19 protein-coding genes, 2 pseudogenes and 1 riboswitch are annotated in these 21,885 nt (G+C 46.8%); of the genes and pseudogenes, 9 read left to right on the forward strand and 12 right to left on the reverse strand.

What is annotated here, in order from left to right:
- Nucleotides 1–37: 37 nt before the first annotated feature.
- Entirely contained in the window at nucleotides 38–844 is an 807-nt protein-coding gene (locus BXO87_RS16820; protein ID WP_038457009.1) for an EcsC family protein, read from the reverse strand.
- A gap of 166 nt (nucleotides 845–1,010) precedes the next feature.
- Here BXO87_RS16820 and BXO87_RS16825 point away from each other — a divergent pair, with 166 nt between their 5' ends.
- The 3 genes and pseudogenes from BXO87_RS16825 to BXO87_RS16835 form a co-directional block, all read left to right on the forward strand.
- Complete coding sequence (locus BXO87_RS16825; RefSeq protein WP_038457008.1) at nucleotides 1,011–1,376, forward strand: DMT family transporter; 366 nt, start codon at nucleotides 1,011–1,013, stop codon at nucleotides 1,374–1,376.
- Nucleotides 1,373–1,780 carry a DUF5360 family protein gene (locus BXO87_RS16830; RefSeq protein ID WP_032872965.1) on the forward strand — a complete coding sequence of 136 codons (408 nt, stop codon included), beginning with the start codon at nucleotides 1,373–1,375 and terminating at the stop codon, nucleotides 1,778–1,780. Before BXO87_RS16825 ends, BXO87_RS16830 begins: the two co-directional genes overlap by 4 nt.
- 57 nt (nucleotides 1,781–1,837) lie before the next feature.
- Nucleotides 1,838–2,053: pseudogene (locus BXO87_RS16835) on the forward strand (DUF2188 domain-containing protein); the annotation flags it as partial.
- Between the two features lie 58 nt (nucleotides 2,054–2,111).
- Here the strand turns inward: BXO87_RS16835 and BXO87_RS16840 are convergent.
- Nucleotides 2,112–2,465: a hypothetical protein gene (locus tag BXO87_RS16840; protein ID WP_038457007.1), complete on the reverse strand. Its 354-nt coding sequence runs from the start codon at nucleotides 2,463–2,465 to the stop codon at nucleotides 2,112–2,114.
- Between the two features lie 656 nt (nucleotides 2,466–3,121).
- On the opposite strand from BXO87_RS16840, the gene BXO87_RS16850 reads away from it, so the two are divergent.
- The 5 genes from BXO87_RS16850 to BXO87_RS21070 all read left to right on the forward strand — a co-directional run bounded on the left by BXO87_RS16850 (nucleotide 3,122) and on the right by BXO87_RS21070 (nucleotide 6,836).
- Nucleotides 3,122–4,399, forward strand: a complete 1,278-nt coding sequence (locus tag BXO87_RS16850) for an Nramp family divalent metal transporter (RefSeq protein WP_088005335.1) — start codon at nucleotides 3,122–3,124, stop codon at nucleotides 4,397–4,399.
- Nucleotides 4,400–4,503: 104 nt separating this feature from the next.
- On the forward strand, nucleotides 4,504–4,770 hold the full coding sequence (locus BXO87_RS16855; RefSeq protein WP_038457006.1) for a hypothetical protein: 267 nt from the start codon (nucleotides 4,504–4,506) through the stop codon (nucleotides 4,768–4,770).
- 223 nt (nucleotides 4,771–4,993) lie between these two features.
- Complete coding sequence (locus tag BXO87_RS20895; RefSeq protein WP_172645800.1) at nucleotides 4,994–5,572, forward strand: hypothetical protein; 579 nt, start codon at nucleotides 4,994–4,996, stop codon at nucleotides 5,570–5,572.
- Nucleotides 5,573–5,667: 95 nt separating this feature from the next.
- Nucleotides 5,668–6,225 (forward strand): hypothetical protein, encoded by a 558-nt coding sequence (locus tag BXO87_RS16865; RefSeq protein WP_038457005.1) that lies wholly within the window; start codon nucleotides 5,668–5,670, stop codon nucleotides 6,223–6,225.
- A 380-nt stretch (nucleotides 6,226–6,605) separates the two neighbouring features.
- Nucleotides 6,606–6,836 carry a hypothetical protein gene (locus BXO87_RS21070; protein ID WP_038457003.1) on the forward strand — a complete coding sequence of 77 codons (231 nt, stop codon included), beginning with the start codon at nucleotides 6,606–6,608 and terminating at the stop codon, nucleotides 6,834–6,836.
- Between the two features lie 174 nt (nucleotides 6,837–7,010).
- Here BXO87_RS21070 and BXO87_RS20635 read toward each other — a convergent pair.
- A pseudogene (locus tag BXO87_RS20635) lies at nucleotides 7,011–7,196 on the reverse strand (pyruvate oxidase); the annotation flags it as partial.
- 132 nt (nucleotides 7,197–7,328) lie between these two features.
- Between BXO87_RS20635 and BXO87_RS16880 the strand changes: the two are divergent.
- Nucleotides 7,329–7,766 (forward strand): GNAT family N-acetyltransferase, encoded by a 438-nt coding sequence (locus BXO87_RS16880; RefSeq protein WP_038457001.1) that lies wholly within the window; start codon nucleotides 7,329–7,331, stop codon nucleotides 7,764–7,766.
- A gap of 115 nt (nucleotides 7,767–7,881) precedes the next feature.
- Here the strand turns inward: BXO87_RS16880 and BXO87_RS16885 are convergent, their stop codons facing one another.
- The 9 genes from BXO87_RS16885 to BXO87_RS16925 form a co-directional block, all read right to left on the reverse strand.
- Nucleotides 7,882–9,603 (reverse strand): pyruvate oxidase, encoded by a 1,722-nt coding sequence (locus BXO87_RS16885; protein ID WP_038456995.1) that lies wholly within the window; start codon nucleotides 9,601–9,603, stop codon nucleotides 7,882–7,884.
- A 57-nt stretch (nucleotides 9,604–9,660) separates the two neighbouring features.
- Complete coding sequence (locus BXO87_RS16890) at nucleotides 9,661–10,107, reverse strand: NUDIX hydrolase (protein WP_038456993.1); 447 nt, start codon at nucleotides 10,105–10,107, stop codon at nucleotides 9,661–9,663.
- 53 nt (nucleotides 10,108–10,160) lie between these two features.
- Nucleotides 10,161–11,981 carry an APC family permease gene (locus tag BXO87_RS16895; RefSeq protein ID WP_007410187.1) on the reverse strand — a complete coding sequence of 607 codons (1,821 nt, stop codon included), beginning with the start codon at nucleotides 11,979–11,981 and terminating at the stop codon, nucleotides 10,161–10,163.
- Nucleotides 11,982–12,137: 156 nt separating this feature from the next.
- A riboswitch (cyclic di-AMP (ydaO/yuaA leader) is annotated at nucleotides 12,138–12,284 on the reverse strand.
- 135 nt (nucleotides 12,285–12,419) lie between these two features.
- Nucleotides 12,420–14,525 (reverse strand): cellulose biosynthesis cyclic di-GMP-binding regulatory protein BcsB, encoded by a 2,106-nt coding sequence (locus BXO87_RS16900; RefSeq protein ID WP_061047188.1) that lies wholly within the window; start codon nucleotides 14,523–14,525, stop codon nucleotides 12,420–12,422.
- A gap of 5 nt (nucleotides 14,526–14,530) precedes the next feature.
- Nucleotides 14,531–15,793, reverse strand: a complete 1,263-nt coding sequence (locus tag BXO87_RS16905) for a glycosyltransferase family 2 protein (RefSeq protein ID WP_017419244.1) — start codon at nucleotides 15,791–15,793, stop codon at nucleotides 14,531–14,533.
- Nucleotides 15,786–17,513, reverse strand: a complete 1,728-nt coding sequence (locus BXO87_RS16910) for a DUF2334 domain-containing protein (RefSeq protein ID WP_076851406.1) — start codon at nucleotides 17,511–17,513, stop codon at nucleotides 15,786–15,788. Before BXO87_RS16910 ends, BXO87_RS16905 begins: the two co-directional genes overlap by 8 nt.
- Nucleotides 17,503–18,351: a diguanylate cyclase domain-containing protein gene (locus BXO87_RS16915; protein WP_007410183.1), complete on the reverse strand. Its 849-nt coding sequence runs from the start codon at nucleotides 18,349–18,351 to the stop codon at nucleotides 17,503–17,505. The genes BXO87_RS16910 and BXO87_RS16915 overlap by 11 nt, the downstream gene beginning before the upstream one ends.
- On the reverse strand, nucleotides 18,332–19,417 hold the full coding sequence (locus BXO87_RS16920; protein WP_076851407.1) for a lipoprotein YdaJ: 1,086 nt from the start codon (nucleotides 19,415–19,417) through the stop codon (nucleotides 18,332–18,334). Before BXO87_RS16920 ends, BXO87_RS16915 begins: the two co-directional genes overlap by 20 nt.
- Nucleotides 19,418–19,650: 233 nt before the next feature.
- Complete coding sequence (locus BXO87_RS16925) at nucleotides 19,651–21,837, reverse strand: DNA topoisomerase III (protein WP_038460655.1); 2,187 nt, start codon at nucleotides 21,835–21,837, stop codon at nucleotides 19,651–19,653.
- Nucleotides 21,838–21,885 lie beyond the last annotated feature (48 nt).

Here is a 21,885-nt window from a genome sequence, read left to right on the forward strand (position 1 = left end):
AGAAAACACATTGAATGTGTTTTCGGGTGGTTTTTTATTATTCTGTATCGTGCATGCGTTTTAGAATCCGGCGTTTTTTATAAAGCATGATGCCTGTCTCCGCGATGCTTTCTAAAGCTGAACGGTTGGCGGACGCGCCGAAGATGATACCCGCGACCGGAACCATTTGCAGCAGTTTTTTCGCGGCGAACGTATCGCGGTAGCTGTAAACGACTTCCCGCCAGCCTTGGATTTGCGAGGCGACGCGCTGATAGGCGCGGTCGTTTTGATCATATTGCCGTAAATCTTGCAGGATCGCTTTTTTTCCGATGACGTCACTGGATGCAAGCTGGAGCAATTTGACGATAAACACGCGTTCTTTTTTGTCTTTCGGATCAAAGCCGTAAGCAACCGCGATATCCTGCAGCGTCTTTAAGGACAGGCCGAGCATCGCCGGAATGTCTGCCGCCAGCGTGAATACGCCGCCGACTCCCGTTGCGGCTCCCTGCACCGTCGCGGCCTTTACGCTTGTACGCGCTATGGCTTCTGCGATTTCGTCCATGACGGCAAGCGGCGCATTGCGGATGTCGTGAAGCGTTTGACATGTACCGTGCGGCAGCCGTTTTTGAAACTTTTTCATGATGCGCTTTTCTGATGTCAGGTACTGTCCGCCTGACTGAATAAACGTTCCCGTTTCATCGAGAATGAGTCCGATTTTCCTCTGAATAAATTGCGGTGTCAGCTTGTCCAAAAGCTGAAACGGCAAGCGGGTGAATGTTTGCCAGAACATCACCCTCTGCTGCGCCTTTTCCCATTTTTGAATGTCTCTCAGTTGTCTTTCCAGGTCTGTCCGCTCTTCTGTCACCCGTCCTGCACGTCCTTTCTGATTTCTTTGTTCATAGTATACCTTTATGGCGTTTTCTTTTTACACCCGGCCGGATTTTTTATCCGGAAAACATTCCATTGTTTAATTTTCTTCAAATTCTATATATTGTATAATTTTGAATAATACGATTGAAGGAGAATGTTGAATGCAATGGATTTATTTAAGTTTAGCGATCATTTTTGAAGTATTGGGTACGGTCAGCATGAAATTATCAAATGGATTTACAAAACTTGTCCCAAGTATTTTATTATTATTGTTTTATATCGGCAGCCTTTGTTTTCTTACTTTGACTTTGAAATATATAAGTGTCTCCATCGCGTATGCGGTCTGGTCGGGAATGGGGATCGTGCTGATTTCCGCGATCGGAATTTTTTTCTTCCATGAACAGTTCTCTGTCATAAAAGCTGTCTCTGTTCTTCTGATCATCATCGGTGTTGTTTCCTTAAACTTTATTTCTGAAAGTGAAACATCATCAAACGGCATCAGCGTTCATACGGACAAAAACAGATGATGAAAGGGTTAAAGGTTCTCTTCCTCATCACAGATATTGGATTTATCGTTTATTGGATTGTTACTTTTTTTGAGTGGATTCCAAAAAACATGGTGTTTAAAGATTATGATAACGCCATGATAATGGCCTGGAACTGGTCATTCTTTCCCTTAGATATTTTCATTTCGATAACCGGGCTGTACAGCTTGTTTCTTTATAAACGGAAACATGCGTTATGGCGGTCTTTCGCATTAATATCACTTGTGCTGACCTTTTGTTCAGGCCTGCAAGCGATTGCCTTTTGGGTATTTATCGGTGATTTTGATTTTATGTGGTGGGCATTCAATCTGTACTTGCTTCTTTATCCTTTATATTTTATTCGGAAATTGCTGGTCTCTCGTAAAAATAGCTGTCATTCTTTTTGATGAAGCGGTTTTCTTTTTCTCCAGGCGGGAAACACTTTTCATAAAGGAGTGATAGACATGCCTTGGTCTATGAAGGATTATCCGCAATCATTGAAGAATCTCGAGGAACCTGTGAAGAAAAAAGCAATCGAAATCGCGAATGCGATGATAGATGAGGGTTATGAAGAAGGACGGGCCATTCCCATTGCGACAAGTCAGGCGAAAGAGTGGAAAAAAAACGCTTCTAAGGAAGAAATCGATCAGCTGATGAAACACGATGATGAAACGAAACGCGGAAATTGAATCGGAATAAAGGAAAAACCCCGCTCTCAAGAGAACGAGGTTTTTCTGATTATAAACCGTAATAATAAGATAGTGTGGTGACTGAAACGTAGCCTGTCGCTCCTGCATACGTGACTTTCAGCCATTTATTAGAATTCGTGTAGTGGCCTTGGACATATTCTCCGGTTACCCAAGAACCTGTAATTTTTTTACCGCTTGAGAATGTTGTGATCGTTGAACAGCTGACCTTAGAGCATGAGCGCATATTAGCACCGTAAATACCGACTGTACCCCCGCTGGCTAAAATGGAAACGTCCGGTTCAGCTTTAGGTTTGAAAGCTGCTGCTGATGCAGAGCCGCCAAAAGCGAATAAAGAAACAGCAAAAATCATGGCGAAAGAAATGATCGACAAACGACGTACCAAGAAAATTCCCCCTCTTTTATCATATGGCTGGAAAGCTTTCCTGACGTTATTATACTTTTTCGCCCGGGAGACTGAAATAAGTCTAATGCTCCAACTTCTTTTCTTCGCAAGTGACCATGCCGATTCTTTATTTGATAAATAACAGCGGTTTATTGGACTGGAATCACTGATATATCGTTGATTCAAACGTTTATTCAGAGCGGCCCGAGTTTTTCCGGAGGTCATTTGAATGGTACAGAAAGGTTTTATCTTCCAATGGAAAGAAACATTATTATTCTATTTACCCGGGAAAACGGAGGAAATACAGCGTCTTTTTCTCAGGATCAGTTGGGCGGACAGAAAGTTGTGAAGTGATATGAGCAAGTGTCCTCTTTTCATCTTTTTAAAAGAACGCTCAACGCATCCGCGCATGATCGGACGCGGAAACACGCTTTGCGAACGGCATCGCTTCTTTCCCGGAACGATGCCGTTTTCATTTTCGGACCTTTCTTCGGCGGGATACATATCATAGATAAAACAGGGCATCTATGTGCCGGTTTATTGAACATAAAGAACTTGACATCTCATAATAGCAGATTTATGATGTAGATAAAATAATTTGCGCCTAGGAAACTTTTTGTTATTTAGCTAAAAATCTATCGGAATTTAGGTGAGACATAATGAGCAAAGACATCTCAGCACAATCACTGCAAGCAAAAGCCGTGCAGGATGCACTTGACGGCAAAAGCAAGGGATTCAAGCGGCTTCTGCCTTTCTTAGGCCCAGCCTTTATCGCGGCGATTGCCTACATTGATCCGGGAAACTTCGCTACGAATATCTCAGCTGGTTCGAAATTTGGGTATATGCTGCTGTGGGTCATCCTCTTTTCAAACTTGATGGCTTTTTTAATCCAAGTTCTTTCCGCGAAGCTCGGCATTGCCACGGGTAAAAACCTTCCGGAAATCGCCAGAGACCGGTATCCGAAATGGGTATCAGCCGGGCTGTGGATACAGGGTGAACTGGTGATTATGGCAACTGATCTGGCAGAATTTATCGGGGCGGCGCTCGGACTCAACCTGCTGTTCGGCATACCGATGGTTGAAGCGGCCATTATCGCGGCGATCGGATCATTCGCGATTTTAGAGCTGCAGCGCCGGGGTTACCGGGCGCTGGAAGCGGGCATCGCCGGACTTCTGTTTGTCGTGGTGATCGCCTTCGCTCTGCAAACCTTCTTTGCCAAACCTGACGCCGCTTCCGTTCTCGAAGGGCTGTTTATCCCGAAAATTGACGGAATGGACAGTGTGCTCTTGGCAACCGGGATACTCGGCGCAACCGTGATGCCGCATGCCATTTACTTACATTCCGCACTGACACAGCGCCGTGTCGTCGGAAAAACGGATAGTGAGCGGAAAAAGATTTTTAGATTCGAGACGATTGACATTCTCATCGCGATGGTGATCGCCGGGGCGATTAACGCAAGCATGCTCATCGTCGCTGCCGCGCTTTTCTTCAAGAACGGGCTGTATGTAGAAGATTTAGACGTGGCTTATCAGCAATTCGGCCACTATATCGGACCGGCTTCAGCCATTCTCTTCGGGATCGGGCTGCTGGCCGCAGGGCTTTCAAGCTCTTCTGTCGGCACATTGTCAGGTGATATTATCATGCAGGGCTTCATCCGTTACCGTATCCCGCTTTATTTGCGGCGTTTCATTACCATCATTCCGCCGATGATCATCATTATCTCGGGGGTCAACGCCACAGAAGCGCTCGTATGGAGCCAGGTCGTTCTTTCATTCGGCATCTCCTTTGCGCTCGTGCCGCTGATTATGTTTACAAGCAACAAACGCCTGATGGGCGCCCTGACGAACCGAAAATGGGTGACGGCTCTCGCCTGGCTGATTGCGGTTTTAGTGATCGCGCTTAATCTGTTTGTGATCTACGATTCATTCCGTTAGAAAAAACCGGCCATAGCGGCCGGTTTTTCTTTTGACGCCGGGTGCCGTTCGTATCTTTTTCCGGGCGTTTTTGGTATGATAGAAGAAAAATCGGAGTTTTGCTTATGTCAGTATTTATCCTTTTTTATCTGTGGATTGTGCCGATTGTCATCGGCATCTTCTGTTCTCTTATTGCTTATCGGACAACGGGTAAGAAACGTCTGTTTCCCGGCTTTTTGATGATCGCATTAAGCATCGTTTCCTTAATCACGGGGCTTTGGATCGGCGGGGTGAACTATCATGTGTTCATCGGGGGCATGTTTTTATTCGGTACGTTATTGGCCGGCTCCGCCTTCCCGTTTTTCTTCGCTCTTTCACGCAAACGAAAATAAACAGGCATGCCGCCTGTTTATTTTTATTCATTAACCCTAAATTATAAAACCGCTCCGATAAAGTGATTCCGCCTCAATCAGCCTGTACATGTGTTATATAGGCTCCAGCCCATGTCCCATCATCGAAACTGCAGCCAAAATGAATCCTGCTAAAGAAGATTTTGAATTATAAGAAAAATACTGTATTAAAATCCTATTTACCCCAAAAATACCTATTGATAGAATGGTATCTGAGAGGGGAAAATGTTCAAAGCGGATCATATCGGTCCCGCCTAAATACATAGTCTTTCATTTCTCTCTACACTACATTTCTAAAGGAGGATTTCCCATTAAACACGCAGCTAAAGGCATTCTGTTTGCCGCATCTTTAGCCCTTGTAACTACTGCTTTTGTCCCCGCATCCTTAGCTAAAGAAAATCATAATAATACTGCCAATGCCACTGGAACGACCAAATCATTTTTTTATCAGACTGATACGCAATTTTCCTACGGACTTAAAGCACAAAGCGATGCATCTGTGTCAAAACCAGTCAAAGATGTAATCAGAGAAGTGCTGAAAAATAAAACAAAATTATTCAATCTTGTTGAAAAATTAGCAGGAAAGAAAATAAGAAATGAACTCGAATCCGTTTTCAATGAACACATAGAACCGGTTTTAAAGAAAATGCTGAACGAGTATGTCGCCTTAAGCTGGGCTGACGTGGAAAAGAATCTTTATCTTTCACTTAAAAAGTCCGGACTTTCTGACAGCCAGGCTAAAAACCTCGCTCAATTGACAACTTTAGCAATGAAAGCATTTTAAAATCATTCATAAATGATCGTCAGGAAAATACGTATGAAGTAATGCAAAGTGCTGTTAGATTCACTCTAATAGCACTTTTTCATTGGAGATGTCACATGACTGTCTTTTTTACTGTTCTGCTCACTTTCTTATGCTGCCTTGTGATTTCATCTCTTATTTTTATGATTCTATTAAAAAAAGAGATCGTGGATACACCGCCAAACCGCTTAGCTCATGCAGCATTCATAGGGCTTATTGGATTCTCCCTGTTCTTCGCTGTGACTGTCCCCAGCCTGATTATTTGTTTTGCAGCTGTAACTGTAAATCATTTTTTCGGAGAATATATCATCTATGGTTCACTTTCAGACTTATACATATTTTCTGTCGTCGTCAGTATTTTAGCTTTAGTTTATATGCTAATCCTTACGGCAATTGTAAAAGGAATGACTCATGTTTTGACATTACCTGCTTGGTCAGCCTATATCCTTGAATTCATTTTTGCATGGGCTGCTGTTTACTTCTCAATTCAATACGTTTCCAAACATATCATTGAGAACATATCTATATTTCAAGGTGGAGAAATTCTTCTTTCGTTGTTCATCACTTTCTTATTTTCGGGATTGGATATCCTTTTCACTAATTTGGATAAGATCACAAAAGAGAAATTAGACTAAGGGGGTAACAAATATGAGGATCATGACATATATATCCTATTTTTCTATTTCTTTAGTTTTGCAGGTGGTATGGCTGCTGTTAATAAAAAGAACCTCTAATATATCTCTGATAGATATGATTACGGTGTCCTTCTTATTCACCCTCTTTATGTTCATCTTAGATCAAATTTTCAAAAAAAAGCGGACAAATTAGGGACTGTTTTTTAATAATCCTCGGGCTTCTCTTTCGTTTTGAAATGATTCCGGATCTGGGGATGTTGCGGCGAACCATTCATTAATCTTTAACACCAGCCTCTGTATAACACTTCTCCTTTTATATAACATCCTGACTTTTCCGTCATATATTCAAACGAAAAAACTGCAAAAGGGAGTAATAAAACATGATATTGTTTATTGGCAAGTTCATGTTGCTCTTTTTACTCTGTTCGCTGGCATATTATTTGTTTAAAATTGTTTATTACAATATAGGGAAGAACATCGCGCTTAAAACCCCGAAAGGGACAAAGACAAACCGGACGGCACGTGTGTTTGTCAAAAATGGAACTACACTGAATGATGGAGATTACTTTATGATCGCTGTTGTGACCGCTCTCTGGCTGTTCTTGAGATGAATTGCACTGAGCACTGGTCCTTCATAAGTTTCTTGATCAGCCATCGCCCGCCAGCCGTGGCTTTTCACAATCTCCGTTTTCGTTTAGGACGGCTATATGCAAGCCAAGTCGCTCAACAAACAAAAAAATAAACAGGCATTGCTGCCTGTTTATTTTTTTATAACCGCCGGCTTGTTAAAACAGCCGTTTTAAGCTTTTCTTGAGTGACGGCATTTCGATTTTTTGGTTTTCAAAGAAGTTTTTCAGCATGTATTTGCTGAAGCCCTTCGCTTGGCCGTAAGTGATTTTTCCCAGAAGCGGCGGCTCATCGCCGATAACGGCGTCAATAACGACCGGCTCGTTTGAGTAAAGCGCTTCATGAGAATGGTTCCGCCTTCTTATTATTTCTTAAACAACAAACCGATTCAAAACCAATTTAAAATATTTCATTATTTGGAATATCTGTGTAAGTTTTGTATAACAAAAATTAAAATAGAGTGAGGAGGGAAACATATGATAATCAGAAGCGCGGAACCCTATGATGTAAAACAATTGACCGATTTAATGTATTTATATATCGTGGATTTTTATAAAAGACCTAAGCCACCGATTGAAAAGACACATCATTTGATTGAAATGTTATTTGAGAAGAACAGGGGTATTCAATTCGTTGCTGAACAAGATGGGGAACTTATTGGCTTTGCAACATTATATTTTAGTTTTAGTACGACAAAAGCAGATAAAATAACAGTAATGAATGATTTATTCGTGATAGAAAAAGCAAGAGGTACAGGAGCAGCCAAAGAACTGTTTAAAAGATGCGAAACATTTACAAAAGAAAACGGGTATGCGCATATGTCGTGGATAATTGCATCTGATAATTACCATGCACAAAAATTCTATGAAAAGATGGGTGGCTCCCTTGGAAATTGGCTGACCTATTCCATATAACCCGGGATGACCTTATTGAAGTAAAAACTAAAATAAAAAGCCGGGCTTTTACTATGGCTTATCTGGGTAAATAACTAAAAAATAAACAGGCATGCTGCCTGTTTATTTTTATTTTTTAAAACAGCCGTTTTAAGCTTTTCTTGAGTGACGGCATTTCGATTTTTTGGTTTTCAAAGAAGTTTTTCAGCATGTATTTGCTGAAGCCCTTCGCTTGACCGTAAGTGATTTTTCCCGGAAGCGGCGGCTCGTCGCCGATGACGGCGTCGATGACGACCGGCTCATTTGAGTTGAGCGCTTCATGAAAAGCGGGAGCCAATTCCTCGTGTTTCGTCACTTTGATCCCTTTTGCCCCGCAGCTTTCTGCAAAAGCGGCGTAATCCATATTTTGCAGCTGGGTGACGTAGTCAATGTTGCCTTTGACCCGCTGTTCATATTCAATCATGCCTAAATTTTCGTTGTTTAATATGAGAACCGTAATCGGCAGTTTATATTTAACAGCTGTCGGCAGATCCTGCATCACCATTGAAAATCCGCCGTCTCCGCAAATGGCGATGGACTGCCGCTCAGGTTCGGCAAGGCTTGCGGCAATCGCTCCCGGAAGCCCGCATCCCATCGTGGCGAGCCAGCTTGAGACGATAAAGTCCTGCTTCTTCATTTTAAAATGGCGGGCCATCCACACCGTAACCGTTCCGACATCCACTGACAGGACGGCGTCTTCTGCGGCCGCATCCTGAAGCCGGGCAATGACCTGCTGCGGCTTGAGCGGATGAGTCGCTTCGGTTTCATCCTTTTCGATTTCCTTCCACCAATGCTTCATGTGCTCGGTGCAGGCGTCCAAAAATCTTCTGTCTTCTTTATATTCAATGTATTCCGTCAGCTCTTTCAGCCCCAGAGCCGCATCACTGACGATTCCCGCATTGACGGGATAGCGCTTGCCGATTTTCGCCGGATCCGAATCAAGCTGAATGGCGGGCGTATCATCCGGGAGATAATCCCTGTATGGGAACGATGTGCCGAGCATGATCAGCAGATCGCATTCCTCCATTGCTTCGTAGGCGGGCTTTGTGCCGATTTGCCCGAGATTCCCGAGAAAGTGGGGATGGCTGTCAGGCACGACGCCTTTTGCCGGAAGGGTAATGACAATCGGAGCGGCCGCTTTATCGGCGAATGCGAGCAGCTCCTCTTTTGCTGATTTTAACCCTTGGCCGGCGAGAATGACCGGTTTTTTTGCGTTGTTAATATATTGCGCGCATGTCACGAGATGTTCTTTTTTCGGCTCTATATCAGCTTTGAGGTATATCGGCGATGTGTAAACCGGCTCCCGTTTGATTTTTTGCGCGAATAAATCATCAGAAACAGTTAAAACGGCAACGCCTTTTTTGCTGTAAGCCGTGCGGATCGCCTGATTCAGAAGATCGGGCAGCGCTTCTGCCGTATGTACTTGCTGGTTGAATACCGCCACGTCCTCAAACATTTGTTCTAATTTGATTTCCTGAAAGCTGTCACGGCCGATTTCATCGGAAGCCACCTGTCCCGCAATCGCCAGCACCGGAACGCCGTCCGCTTTGGCGTCGTATAAACCGTTCAGCAGATGAACGGCCCCCGGTCCTGCGATTGAAAGGCAGACACCGATCTGGCCGGTCAGTTTTGCCTCAGCCGCGGCTGCCAGGGCTGCGACTTCTTCGTGCCGGGTTTGGATGAATGTCAGGTTATTCCGTTCATGTCTCAGTTCTTCGATAAATTCATTAATGCTGTCTCCGGGAATGCCGTATATATGACCGACTCCCCATTGTTCAAGCAGCTCCGTCATTACGTGTCCTGCTGTTTTACTTGGCATACTGCATCCTCCTTTTACCTGTATTCATCCCCTTTTTCATACAGGTTGAAACACGAGCTATATTCTCAGCTTTTTTCTTAGCAGATCAAGGATGGATAACAGATTTCGGTCTTTAAGGACTGCCTTTTGATTTGCCGCCCCATTGAGTCCGTCTTTTATTTGCCGTTTTCTGTTCGGCACCATGAACAGCGGCAGCCGGTTTGGGGAAAACCAGCGTAAAGCGGCGGTTTCCGATCCGTTCATCAGCGGTGTTCCTCCGGTAATGGCTCCGATGAAAACGTGCTGTGTATCTTCAAATGCCGGCCTTTCATACTCACCGGATTTTTGCAGGATGGTCACGTTATACCCGGTTTCTTCGAAGGCCTCTCTGACGGCTGCGGCTTCAGGTGTTTCACCTTCTTCAATCCTGCCCCCGGGCAAATCCCATAGTGGAACGTCTTTTCGTTTTACGAGCAATATGTCCCGCCCGTCATTTTGTATGATGACAAAAGCGCCTTGTGCCATGTCGTCCTCCTTTACAAAAAAGACCGCGGCATTTTAGCCTGCGGTCTTTGCCGTTACTTTTTAAAATGATACGGCAGGGTGGCGACGATTATGTCCTTCTTCCAAAACAGCCGGACGCGGAGCAAGAAGGCTGATTGGTTGTGAAGGATGGTCTGCCAGCGTTTTTTCGTGATGAATTGCGGAAACAGCACCATCACGGAGAACTGTTCTTTTTTCGCTTTCTGTTCGACCGTTTCTAAAAACTTATCAAACGGATGAACCAGACTGCGGTATGAGGAATGCAGGGTGACGAGGCGGACGCCGTTATGAAGTTCTTCCCAGCGCTTTTCTACCTTTTTTTCGTTTTCTCTGTCAAAGGAAACATGAACCGCAATGACCTGATCTGATAATGATTTCGCATACTGAATCGATTTTTGGACGACGGTGGTGACACCGGCGACAGGCACGATGACGACGGTTCCCCTGATTTCCTCAGGCTGCTGATCAACGACCCGCAGCTGTTCGCCGACCGCGGTGTAGTGATTTTTAATGACGAAAAACAGCATGACGACAGCAGGCATGAATAACAGCACCGGCCAGACAAGATTGAACTTCGTCGCGAATAAAATGCACAGCACCATAAATGAAATGGCGGCGCCGCATGAGTTAATCAGCATTTTTACCGCCCAGCCCTTCGGCTTCTGCCTGATCCACTTGATGCACATTCCCGTCTGCGACAGCGTAAACGGAATGAACACGCCGACGGCATAAAGCGGAATTAAATGTTCCGTGCGGCCGCCGAATAAAAGAATGAGCAGGATGGACGCGATACCGAGAAAGATGATGCCGTTTGAAAAGCCTAACCGGTCGCCGCGGACCGTAAACATTCTCGGCATATACTGATCGCGCGCTAAATTAAACGCCAGCTGCGGAAATGCGGAAAAGCCCGTATTCGCCGCAAGCACGAGAATCAATGATGTAACGCCTTGAATGAAATAATACACCGTATGCCGTCCGAAGGTTTCCGCGGCGATTTGTGAAATAACGGTCTCGTTAGGCTTCGGACCCGTGCCGTAGCCGTACGCCAGCACCGTAATCCCCGTAAATAAGATCGCCAGCAGAATCCCCATCATGGCCAAAGTGCGGGCCGCGTTTTTTGCCGGAGGATTTTTAAAGGCCGGGATCGCGTTTGAAATGGCTTCAACACCGGTCAGCGCCGAACACCCTGAAGAAAAGGCCTTCAGCAGCAAAAACAGCGTGATGCCCGCCACAGGTGTGCCGATCGGCGTGTGTTCGGCCGGATGAACCTGGCCCGTCATGAGTTTAAACAGCCCGACGACGATCAAAAGGACAAGCGCCGCCACAAACAGATAGACGGGATACGCCAAAATGGACGCCGACTCTGACAGTCCTCTCAAATTTAAAATCATAATCAGAATCACAAGCAAAACAGCAATGAGCAAATGATGCGGGTGCAAAGCCGGAAATGCCGATGTAATCGCGTCAGTTCCGGCAGAAATGCTTACCGCCACCGTCAGAATATAATCAACAAGCAATGAGCCGCCCGCAATCAGGCCCGGCTTCTCACCAAGGTTTTCTTTTGACACCATATAAGCGCCCCCGCCTTGCGGATAAGCGTAAATAATCTGTCTGTAGGACAGAATCAAAGCAAGCAGCAAAATGAGAACACCCGCTGCGATCGGAATGGAATACCAAAACGCGGCCGCGCTTACCGCAGCCAAAATGATCAGAATCTGTTCCGTTCCGTAAGCAACTGATGACAGCGCGTCTGAAGAAAGCATGGCGAGCGCCTTGAGTTTCGTGAGTTTCTGCTCTCCGGCAGCCTGTGATTTCAGCGGTTTCCCAATCAAAAATCTTTTGATTGAATGGTACATTTGTTGTCTTCCCCTTTTTTTCATTTTCCGTTTGATTTACAAACCCTTACTGCTATGATGTCTCCGAATGCTGATTGCATGCCATATTTCAGCACAGCAAAAAGACACAGAGGCAAACGGATGCCCCTGCGCCATAATCGTGCACAGGTTTCATTCATCTCCTCTCATGAACGCTTACGAGGTTAGCTGTCGGATTCGGGCTGATGAGAGTTGGCCCTACCTGAAAAAGGATTCACCCCAAGCGGCATCACGCGCCGCAAATTGGTTCCCCCGCTCTGATTACAGATTAAGCGATATAGATTATAAAAGAGATCATACTCCCGTCCCGTTCAGTTGTAAAGGGGCTTTTATGCTGTTTCAAAAATAAAAAAATCACCGCCAAAAATGGAAATAAAAATACAAAAAAAAGAGGCCTGTTAACGGCCTCTTTTTCCATCATTACTCTTCGCTTTTTTCATGATCCGCTTTCCTTTTTTTCCTTCTTGCCGTCAGCCAGATCAGACCGGCCGCAATGATCATAAGCGCCGCGAAAACAGCAATATACGTAACGTTCAGTGCTGCGGACCGGCTCTTCGTATCAACCGCCGAACTGCTGTCATCGGACTTGATTTGCTGATGGTTCGAAAACAGCTGCCGGCCGGCCGTTTCGTTAATGACGGTTGCGGCATCGCTTGTGCTGTCTAAAAAGCTGATCAGCTCTTTTGTGACAGACGCGCCGCTTCCTGATAACGGAGCAAAAACAGCGATGCTCCGGCCGGAGTCCCAAGGTGATTCCTGGGTAAACGCGACTTGTTTCGTCGTCTCATTAAGCATCTGAAACGAAGAAACATCGTACGCGCCGCTGCGGTCTGACGGCACGAGAAGCTTAGAGGCGTTTGATTTCAAAAGCGGAATTTGCGGCAGGCCTCCGATAAACACAACATTCCGGCCTTTGGCATCCGTTTCCTTCATGTCTGATGCAGTCTTTACGGTAAAGCCGTTTCCGAATGAATCCGCCACCAGAGAAAGTTCTTTCAGTGTCTGTATGTTTACGCCATCCGGGATGACGATCACTGTTTTCTCTTTCCCGCCGCCCGCAAACGGGAGCGGCCATTGCCCGAAATCAGCTTTCTGCGCCGTATCGCTTACCGGATACGTCAGCGTGCTGCTTTTATCAATATAGACCCATTTGTTTTCGTCACGGTCGATACACGGATTGTTATGTTTCAAACCTGATGTGACAAATTGCAGATCAATGTACCTGCTGCTTCGCAAAAGCTTCGGATCAATCGGGATGGAGACGTGGTAAAAGCCGTCTTTATCTTTATTGCCGAGATCATCAAGACGCACCGCATTCGGCTGTCCGTTGACCGTGACGTTCAGCTCCGCTCTCTCGGCGTCATTTGCTGAATCCGCCTTCGTCCGGATCGATTCCGACGTCTTTAATGTAAGTGAAAGCTTGACCTTACCGTCTTTATCAACAGCGGCCGCCGCAGGGTAAAAGAAGTGCTCTGACGCCGTTTTGTTTGATCCGACCGTTACATTTCCCGCGCCGAAGTCCTCTAGTGTCAGTTTATTGCCTGTCTTTTCCGCAGCGGGCTGAAGGCGGCCGATTGTCAAAGTATCTCCGCCCAGCTGGCTTGAATAAGCGCTGTCTGTGATGACGCGGATTTTATCCGCCAGCGTTTTGTCTGATTGCGCCGTGACAAACAGGACGGGCTGCCGTTTGTTCCCTGATGTCAGAACCCGTTCAGCGAGAAGAAGTTTGTTGTCTTCCGCTTTGATGTTCCCCCGTTCGAAAAGTTCTTTTATTTTCCCGTTCCAATGCTGATCAGCGCCGATGACAATTGACGGATTGCTGATTTTGCCGGCGTCGGATTCTTTTACATAGGATACCTTCAGCCTGCTGTCTGCCGTTTTCAGAAATGCTTCTGTTTTGACTGCGGCTTCAGCTTCCGCCGAGGTCGGTTTGTCAGGAAGGATAATATCGGTTTCTTCACCCGTATTGCCTGATTGGGCAAACGGATACGGGAAATGGCCGAGATCCGCTCCCTTTGACTTGCTTGCTTCTGAAAGCACAAGGCGGCTGTCCGGATAAATTTTTATCCAGTTGCCTGACGTATCCTGCCTGACGCAGACGCCCTCTTTTAATACGCCGTAAAATCGTAATGATACATTGTGAAAGCCTTGGGCGGATTGGCTTTTGCTGAGATTGAGCTTCACCGTTTTCCGCTTGGAACTGCCGTCAAGCTTAATGGATTTGACGGGTTCATCATCAATGGCGATGGTTAAAGAAGACGGGGCAATTAATAAGTTTGACGCCTCGTAATCAATCAGAAGCGACTGATCGGCATTCGAAGCTCCCGCAGGAATCTGATAGGTCAGCTCTGCGCTGTCTTTCGCCCCGTACAGTGTCATCAGATCGCCAGTCAGCGCCTGCTGCTCTTTTGCGCCGGCGCTTGTTCCGAGGGCGGAACCGTCCGTTTTCAGTTCCCGGGCCGCGGCCGCCTGCCCGTTAGACATCAATAGCAAAAGGCCAGTTATCAATATGATCGCTTTTTTCAAAAAGGTCACCCGCTTTTATTTTGATTGTATCGCTCCGTTTTGTACCACTTGACTTCCTGCTTGAACAAGCGGTGCTTGATCTCTGTGAATAATGACCAGATGACGAGCACGATCCAAGCCTGGGAGTATGTAAAGTACATCAGAAATACGATAAAGAAGTTTTGTTTGTTCATTTCTGTTTTTTCAATGCTTAAAGTAATCATGACCTCAGTCATAAACAGGAAAAAGGCCAGTATCCACAAAATCATCGCCAAAAACCCGACAGCCAGATGCAGGTCGTAAAAAAGATTGATGATAAAAATCGTGTTTGACATGATCACACCGAAGAAAAACAAAAAATACGTAAAAAAGAAATAAAACAGATCGAAGATGATCCGCTTGCGTTTCAGCTTAAAAAATTGGGATAAAAACTTGAGAACAACGTATTGGTTGCCGCGCGCCCATCTTGTCCGCTGACGCCACCACACCTTCCATGTCTCAGGCTCCTGCTCCCATGTCACAGCCGCCGGGAAAAAGCGGATATGATAGCCGAGATTATACACGCGGATGGTCAGCTCGGTATCCTCCGCCAGCGCCTTATCATCCCAGCCGCCGAGCTGTTCGATAATGCTCCGCCTGATCGCGAAGTTCGTTCCCGGGATGGTGGCGATTTTGAACCATTTCCATCTGCCGCCCTGCGCCATCCACTGAAAGCAGATGGTTTCAATATTGATAAACTTCGTCAGGATCGTTTTGGCCGCGTTGATGACACGGAATTTCCCGACAACCGCTCCCGCTTTCTCATCATTCATCAGACCGAGAACCAGGTAGTACACCGCCATTTTTTCCGGCGTGTTGTCCGCATCATACACGCAGATCACGTCTCCGTTCGATTCCGCGAACCCTGAGTTCAGCGCCGAAGATTTTCCTTTTCCGGCGTTCGGGGGCTTTGTAATGACCATTTTAATGAAGTCATACTGACGGGAAAATTCATTGACGATGTCTCCCGTCCGGTCGGAGGAGTTATCATTAACGACGATGATCTCAAGCCTGTCTTTCGGATAATACAGATTCACCATCGCCTTCAGCGTCTGCCTGATGACGACCTCTTCGTTATGCGCGGGAATGAGCACGCTGACCTTCGGGAGCTCCCCCATCTTTGCGCGCCATTTCGGAATGTTCCGTTCGAAGGTCATATAATGCCTGAATCCGCCCTGCATCAGAAACATGTGATAGAGAAGCATCACCCATATTAAACTTAATGAGATAAAAAACAGAATGTTACTCAAGGCTCCTTCTCTCCTTAAAAATTCGTTTTTTTAATGTGGCGCGCAAATAAAGGACGTAGCAGGCGAACATGATGATAAACAATAACACCACGCCGGAGAGAATCCAAAGCGCTTTTTCCAGAGGCGTCTGCTGATGGTGATTGAAAAAGGCCGTTATCGGATGAATCTTGTTTTCCACATGAATGGTCCCGTCTCCGTCCGTTTTGATCTTGACGCTGTCCGACGTTACCGTTTGCTTCGTTTTCTTCAGATCGAGCCACTCGCCGCCGGGAATCCGCTCCATCTGATTGACGAGCTCGGGGAGGTATTTCATGCCGAGATACGGATGGTAGAAACCGCCCGCCGTTCCGCCGCCGAAATCAATCATCTGCGAAATATGATTCTCCATATCTCCGAGCGGATTTTCCTTTGAGTTATCGGCATAACCGATTGTTTCAGGGTACAGCGTCATCCCGTCAAGCATAGCCGGCTTTGAGACGAACGGAGGGGCGCCCGAGGTTTTCCACGTCGTGCCGCTGAGCTGCACTTGTCCGAAAATGCTGGAGAAATAAGAAGATGCGATTTTGTAGCCTTCTTCAGACATCGTATAGTGCGGCGCTTCGAATGACAGCGGGTAAAGGCCGAGCTCTGTCAGATCGTCAATCGCCTGCTCCAGCTTCGTTCTCGTGTAGATTTTTTCTTTTTCACGGAAAGGCTTCACATACGCCCGGTACGCTTTTTCATTCGGAAAATCCTGTTCCTTTTCAAGCTTGACCGGAGTATCATCCGCATTTTCTGACGTAATCGGCTGATCCGCTTTGGCATCCCAAAATTCAAAGCCTTCTCCCGTTTCGCTGTATCGGTATGCGTGCGTGTAGCCGTGAATAATGATGCTGCCGCCCATTTGCTGAAGTTTTTTCAGGACGCTGACCATTTTCGGCTTGTCCGCCAGGTATACTTTTTCTCCGTTTTCCGGATTGAGATAGACCGGAATGACCGCCAGAATAAACGGAATGTGTCTTTTATGCAGGTAAGCGCCCGCTTCGTAAAGCAATGTTTCATCTGACATCGGACTGATGTCTTCAAGCCGTAAATAAAGGAGGGTGCCGCCCGCTGATTCTCCGAATGCGTTGCGCAGCGCTTTCGCCGTCAGAAACGAATCATTTAACAGGCTCGTCACACCGAAATAATAGTCAGAGCGCGCCGTTTTCCACATAAAAGGGCGGGTGCTGCCGTCACCGGACCGGTATGTATAAAGGGACTTTCCTTTTACTCCCGATACGCCGAGCACGGACATCCCTTTTTCAAGCGGCATGTCTGTTTTTTCTTCTTTGCCGTAAATGCGGTATACCGTTTCTTTCTCTGTCAGGGACAAACCCGCAAATTGGCGGAACTGTCCGGCGTTATAGCCGATGCTGATAAGCTGCTGCGGCATGCTGCTGATCAGAGACACGAATGATGTGCTGAGCTTTTTTTTCGTGACGCCGTAATAGATGACCCGCCGATTCTTTTTGAGGTCCGCGGCTGTGATGTCTCCGTCGCTTTTCACGGTGACGGCGGATGAGAAATGGCCCGCGGTCAGATCAAGCATTTTGACCTCAGCGGTTTCTTTGCCGTCCGTGCTTGTATAAATAATGAGAATGCCGTCCTTTTTGTCTTTTGCTTCCGCCGTAAGGGGAACATAAACCGCCGAAATCATGAAGAGCGCCGAGAGTAAGAGACGTATCCATTTAGAGTTCATTCATCATCATCTCGTTTTCCAGTTCATTTAAAAATTGCTCGGCCGTTTGTAAATCCTTTCGGTACGCCAAGTAACATACACGGAAGGTGATGGAGACGTATTTACCGTTTTGCAGCCGGTACGTATCCAATTCCTTTTTCAGCTTCGCCAGAACGGCCGGCATGTTTTCTTCAGGCGTATGGGTCAGCACGATGCCGAACCGTTCGGCGGACGGCCTGAATTTTTTGTCTGTTTCCCGAACGCTTGACCGGATTTGGCGGCTGATAAATGCCAGCAGGCGGTCGGTCTCTTTTTCTCCGTAGAGGGATTTGAATTCCTTGAAATAATGCATGTGCAGCAGCAAAAAGACGAAGGAATTGCCGTAGCGTTCCGCCCGCTTGATCTCCTCGGAAAGCTCCAGCTTCATCCGCAGATGGTTGTCAAAGCCGGTCACCCTGTCGACGGCGACAAAGCTCGTAATCTCTTCACGCAGCTGTTTCACTGAGCGCTCAAGCCCCTTCGCCAACTCGTGAATCCTTCCCGCTATGTAAGAAAAGACGAGCAGCGCAATCCCCCAAATGACCAGCACCTGCAGACTTTCGGCACCGGCAGACGCCATAAAGCTCCCGGTCTGAAACCACAGGAGCAGGCTGCCGAGAACAAATAAGACGAGTAAGGTGATGACGAGCGCATAGATTGCCCCGAACCATATGCCGGCTCCCGTGACAAGCAATGTGATGCAGGTTATCAGAAGCCCTGCGGATTGCTGAGACGCATAGTAAATAAAAAAAGACAGCAGCACCAGCATAACTGCTGTGTAGCTGCACAGTTTTTGTGATTCATTGAATGATATTTTCATTAAACAATTTCCTTTCAGCCAGAAGCGGCAGCAGATTATCGAAAGAATGTGTATCGCCCCCGCTCATATAGCCGCCGTAATCAGGTTTCAGCGTGTCCAGTGTTTCAAATGAAGTCATTCTTTCATAAAGCGGCTTGATGACAGCCGGATCAGCTTTTTGTTCTGCTAAAAAAAGAACGGCCAGGGCGTAAACGGACGGTGATTCGTATTGAACCGCCGGCTCCTTCGTGTCTGCGCTGTATCGTCCGTACAGCTGTCCGCGCGACTTAAATTCCTTTATCATCCATTTCGACAGCACAGCGGCTTTGCCATCGCCCCGCTTCAGATTCACGGCGGCATACAGCTGGTCGATGACATTGACTTCGCTGTCATATTTGTATTCCTTAGTTTCGGTATTGAACGATTTCGGCAGAAAACCATTTTTCAGGGGCGCAAGATTGAGAACATCGAGGTTCCGGTTTTCCGTTTTCTCATCGATAATCCCCTTTTCTCTGAGCATCTGTAAGGCGCCGGGGTCGACATAGGACAACGTCACGGTCTTTGACGCGGCATTTGAAGCGGCATCATAATAATCCGTAAAATACCCGTCATTCGTATTGTATTTTTCCAGCGCCTTCCCGATCTGCACCGCTGTTTTCCCGTATTCACTGTTTCCCCATAGGGTTCCGGCCTCATTCAGACAGTTCATGATTCTGAAATCGTCAATTAAGGCATTGGTGCCGCTCGCTTTATTCCCGTCAATCTTCCACGACACGAGCTCGTTTTTCGTCAGAAACGAATCGGTGAGAAGCTGATATTGCGCTTGAAACTGCCGTTCATCTTTCCTGTTCAGCAAAAATGCCATCCATAGTCCGAGAGACTCAGATAAATATTCCGGCTCATCGGATATGTTCGTCCGGATCATCCCCCGCCCGTTCATCAATTTATGATAAATAAAATGCTCTGCGGGCTGAAGCGGTCCGGACGGTTCGGCCGCCGCCTGTTTTTCAGTGCCGGCCTCCGCGCACCCCGCCGTCAGAACGATCGAAATCAAAAGGATCATCAGACGAAAAACGAATTGTTTCACAGTCCATCCTCCTATTTTATAAACCCTTTTTTAGACCCATATCTTATTTTTTCACAAAGTATTTTTACTATATAGGAAACGATAAAAGAATACTAGCATTTTTTCACATTGGGAAATTTTAAATGGGAGCGCCGCCTGCTCACCTTTTCCCTCTTCGTCTGGATCGTATCCCCATTACAGTTAAAAACACAACAAAAGGCAGCATTTCTTTACAAATGCTGCCTTTCACTGATCTATTTATCCAGGCCGAGTTTTTTCAGCTGTTCTGCCAGCGCGTTGTTCATCGGCTCCTCTTTGTTTTGGCTTTTCATATAAGAGTTGATGTCCCGCTTGGATGCGCGTCCGGATTTATCTTTCGCCTTGCGCTTTTCAAAGACGGACAGTTTCTCCCGGTGGCCGCATACACATGCGAAGGTTTGGCCTTCGCCCTGGCCGCGAAGCTCCATTTTCTTATGACAGTTCGGACAGCGGGCGTTTGTTTTTCTCGCCAGCGTTTTCCGGCTGCCGCACTCACGATCCTGACATACGAGCATCGTGCCGCGTTTGCCGTTGACTTTAAGCATCATTTTGCCGCAATCAGGGCAGGCGGTGCCTGAAATGTTATCATGTCTGAAAGTCTGGCTGCTGTTTTTGATTTCCTTCACCGTTTTGCCCGCATATGTTTTCATGTCTTTAATGAACACGGCGGATTTCAGTTTGCCCGCTGCGATGGCGGAGAGCTTTTGCTCCCACTCAGCGGTTAAGGCCGGCGATTTTAAATCTTCCGGGACGAGCTGTAAGAGCTGCTTCCCTTTTGACGTAATGAAAATATCTTTTTCTTTTTTCTCGATTAAGAAACTGTTGAACAGTTTTTCAATGATATCAGCGCGGGTGGCGACTGTTCCGAGTCCGCCGGTTTCACCCAATGTTTTCACAAGGTTCTTCTCTTCTCCCTGCATAAAGGCGCTTGGGTTCTCCATTGCGGATAACAGCGTGCCTTCATTAAAGCGCGCCGGCGGTTTCGTCTGTCCGCTCGTTTCTTTCAGTGATGAGACAGTGAGGCGCTGACCCTGCTGAAGATCCGGGAGCGTCTGGTCTTTGTCTTCCTCATGATCGTCGTCATCTTCGTACATATCATACACGGCTTTCCAGCCAGGCGATTGAACCGTTTTCCCTTTTGCGGTAAATGTTTCGCCGCCGATATCGGCTGTGACCTTTGTTTCTTCGTATTCGAACGCCGGCATTAACACGGCGAGAAAACGTTTGGCGATCAGATCGTAAAGCTTTCGTTCTTTGTCGCTGAGGCTTGAAAGGATCAGCGGCTCCTCTGTCGGAATAATGGCATGGTGATCCGATACTTTCGCATCATTGACGAATCCTTTATGCGCTTTGACGCCCCGCTTCAGTATTTGATTGACGTATTGCGCGTACGGCTTAACTTCCATGCCGTTTAAACGGTCTTTTAAAGTCGGCACGATGTCTGCGGAAAGGAATCTGGAATCTGTCCGCGGGTAAGTGACAAGCTTATGCTGTTCATACAGCTTTTGAAGCACGGACAGCGTTTCTTTTGCGGAGAAACCGAAGCGCTTATGAGCGTCCCGCTGCAATTCCGTCAAGTCGTAAAGACCGGGTGCGAAGCTTTTCTTCGCCGTTTTTTTCAATTCTGAAATGACTGCCGGCTTTCCTTGCAGGTCTTTTGCCAAACGGCCGGTCACCGTCTGATCGAATGTTCTAGTCTGCTTTGTTTTTTTATCCTGCCATGTCAGCGTCATCTGATCAGCCGCCGCACGGAGACCGTAATAAGGAACGGGTTTGAACGCCTGAATGTCCGCTTCACGCTTGGCGATCATCGCCAGTGTCGGAGTCTGGACGCGTCCGCATGACAGCTGCGCGTTAAATTTCGTCGTAAGGGCGCGGGTCGCGTTGATGCCGACGATCCAATCCGCTTCCGCTCTGGCAACGGCGGAATGATACAGGTTTTCGTACTCTTTGCCGTTGCGGAGCTTTTGAAATCCTTCTTTAATCGCCTTATCCGTCACAGAGGAAATCCACAGCCGCTTAATCGATTTGCGGACGTTTGCCTTTTCGATAATCCAGCGGGCCACAAGCTCCCCTTCCCGTCCTGCGTCTGTAGCGATTACGATCTGGCTGACGTCTTTTCGGACAAGCTGAGCTTTGACCGCATTGAACTGTTTTCCTGTTTTTTTAATGACGACGAGCTTCAAAGGCTCCGGAATAATCGGCAGATCCTCAAGCCGCCATGATTGAAATTCTTTGCCGTATCCTTCAGGGTCAGCGAGCGTTACCAGATGTCCGAGCGCCCATGTGACGATGTAGCGGTCGCCTTCAAGATATCCGTTTCCTTTTTTATGACACTTCAGCACGCGGGCCAAGTCCCGGCCGACTGAAGGTTTTTCAGCTAATACAACTGTTTTTGACATGCTTTTCACTTCTCTTTCTTTCACAATCATCCTGTTATTATAACAGAC

Source organism: Bacillus sp. GZB, assembly GCF_001975995.1.
GTDB lineage: Bacteria > Bacillota > Bacilli > Bacillales > Bacillaceae > Bacillus > Bacillus velezensis.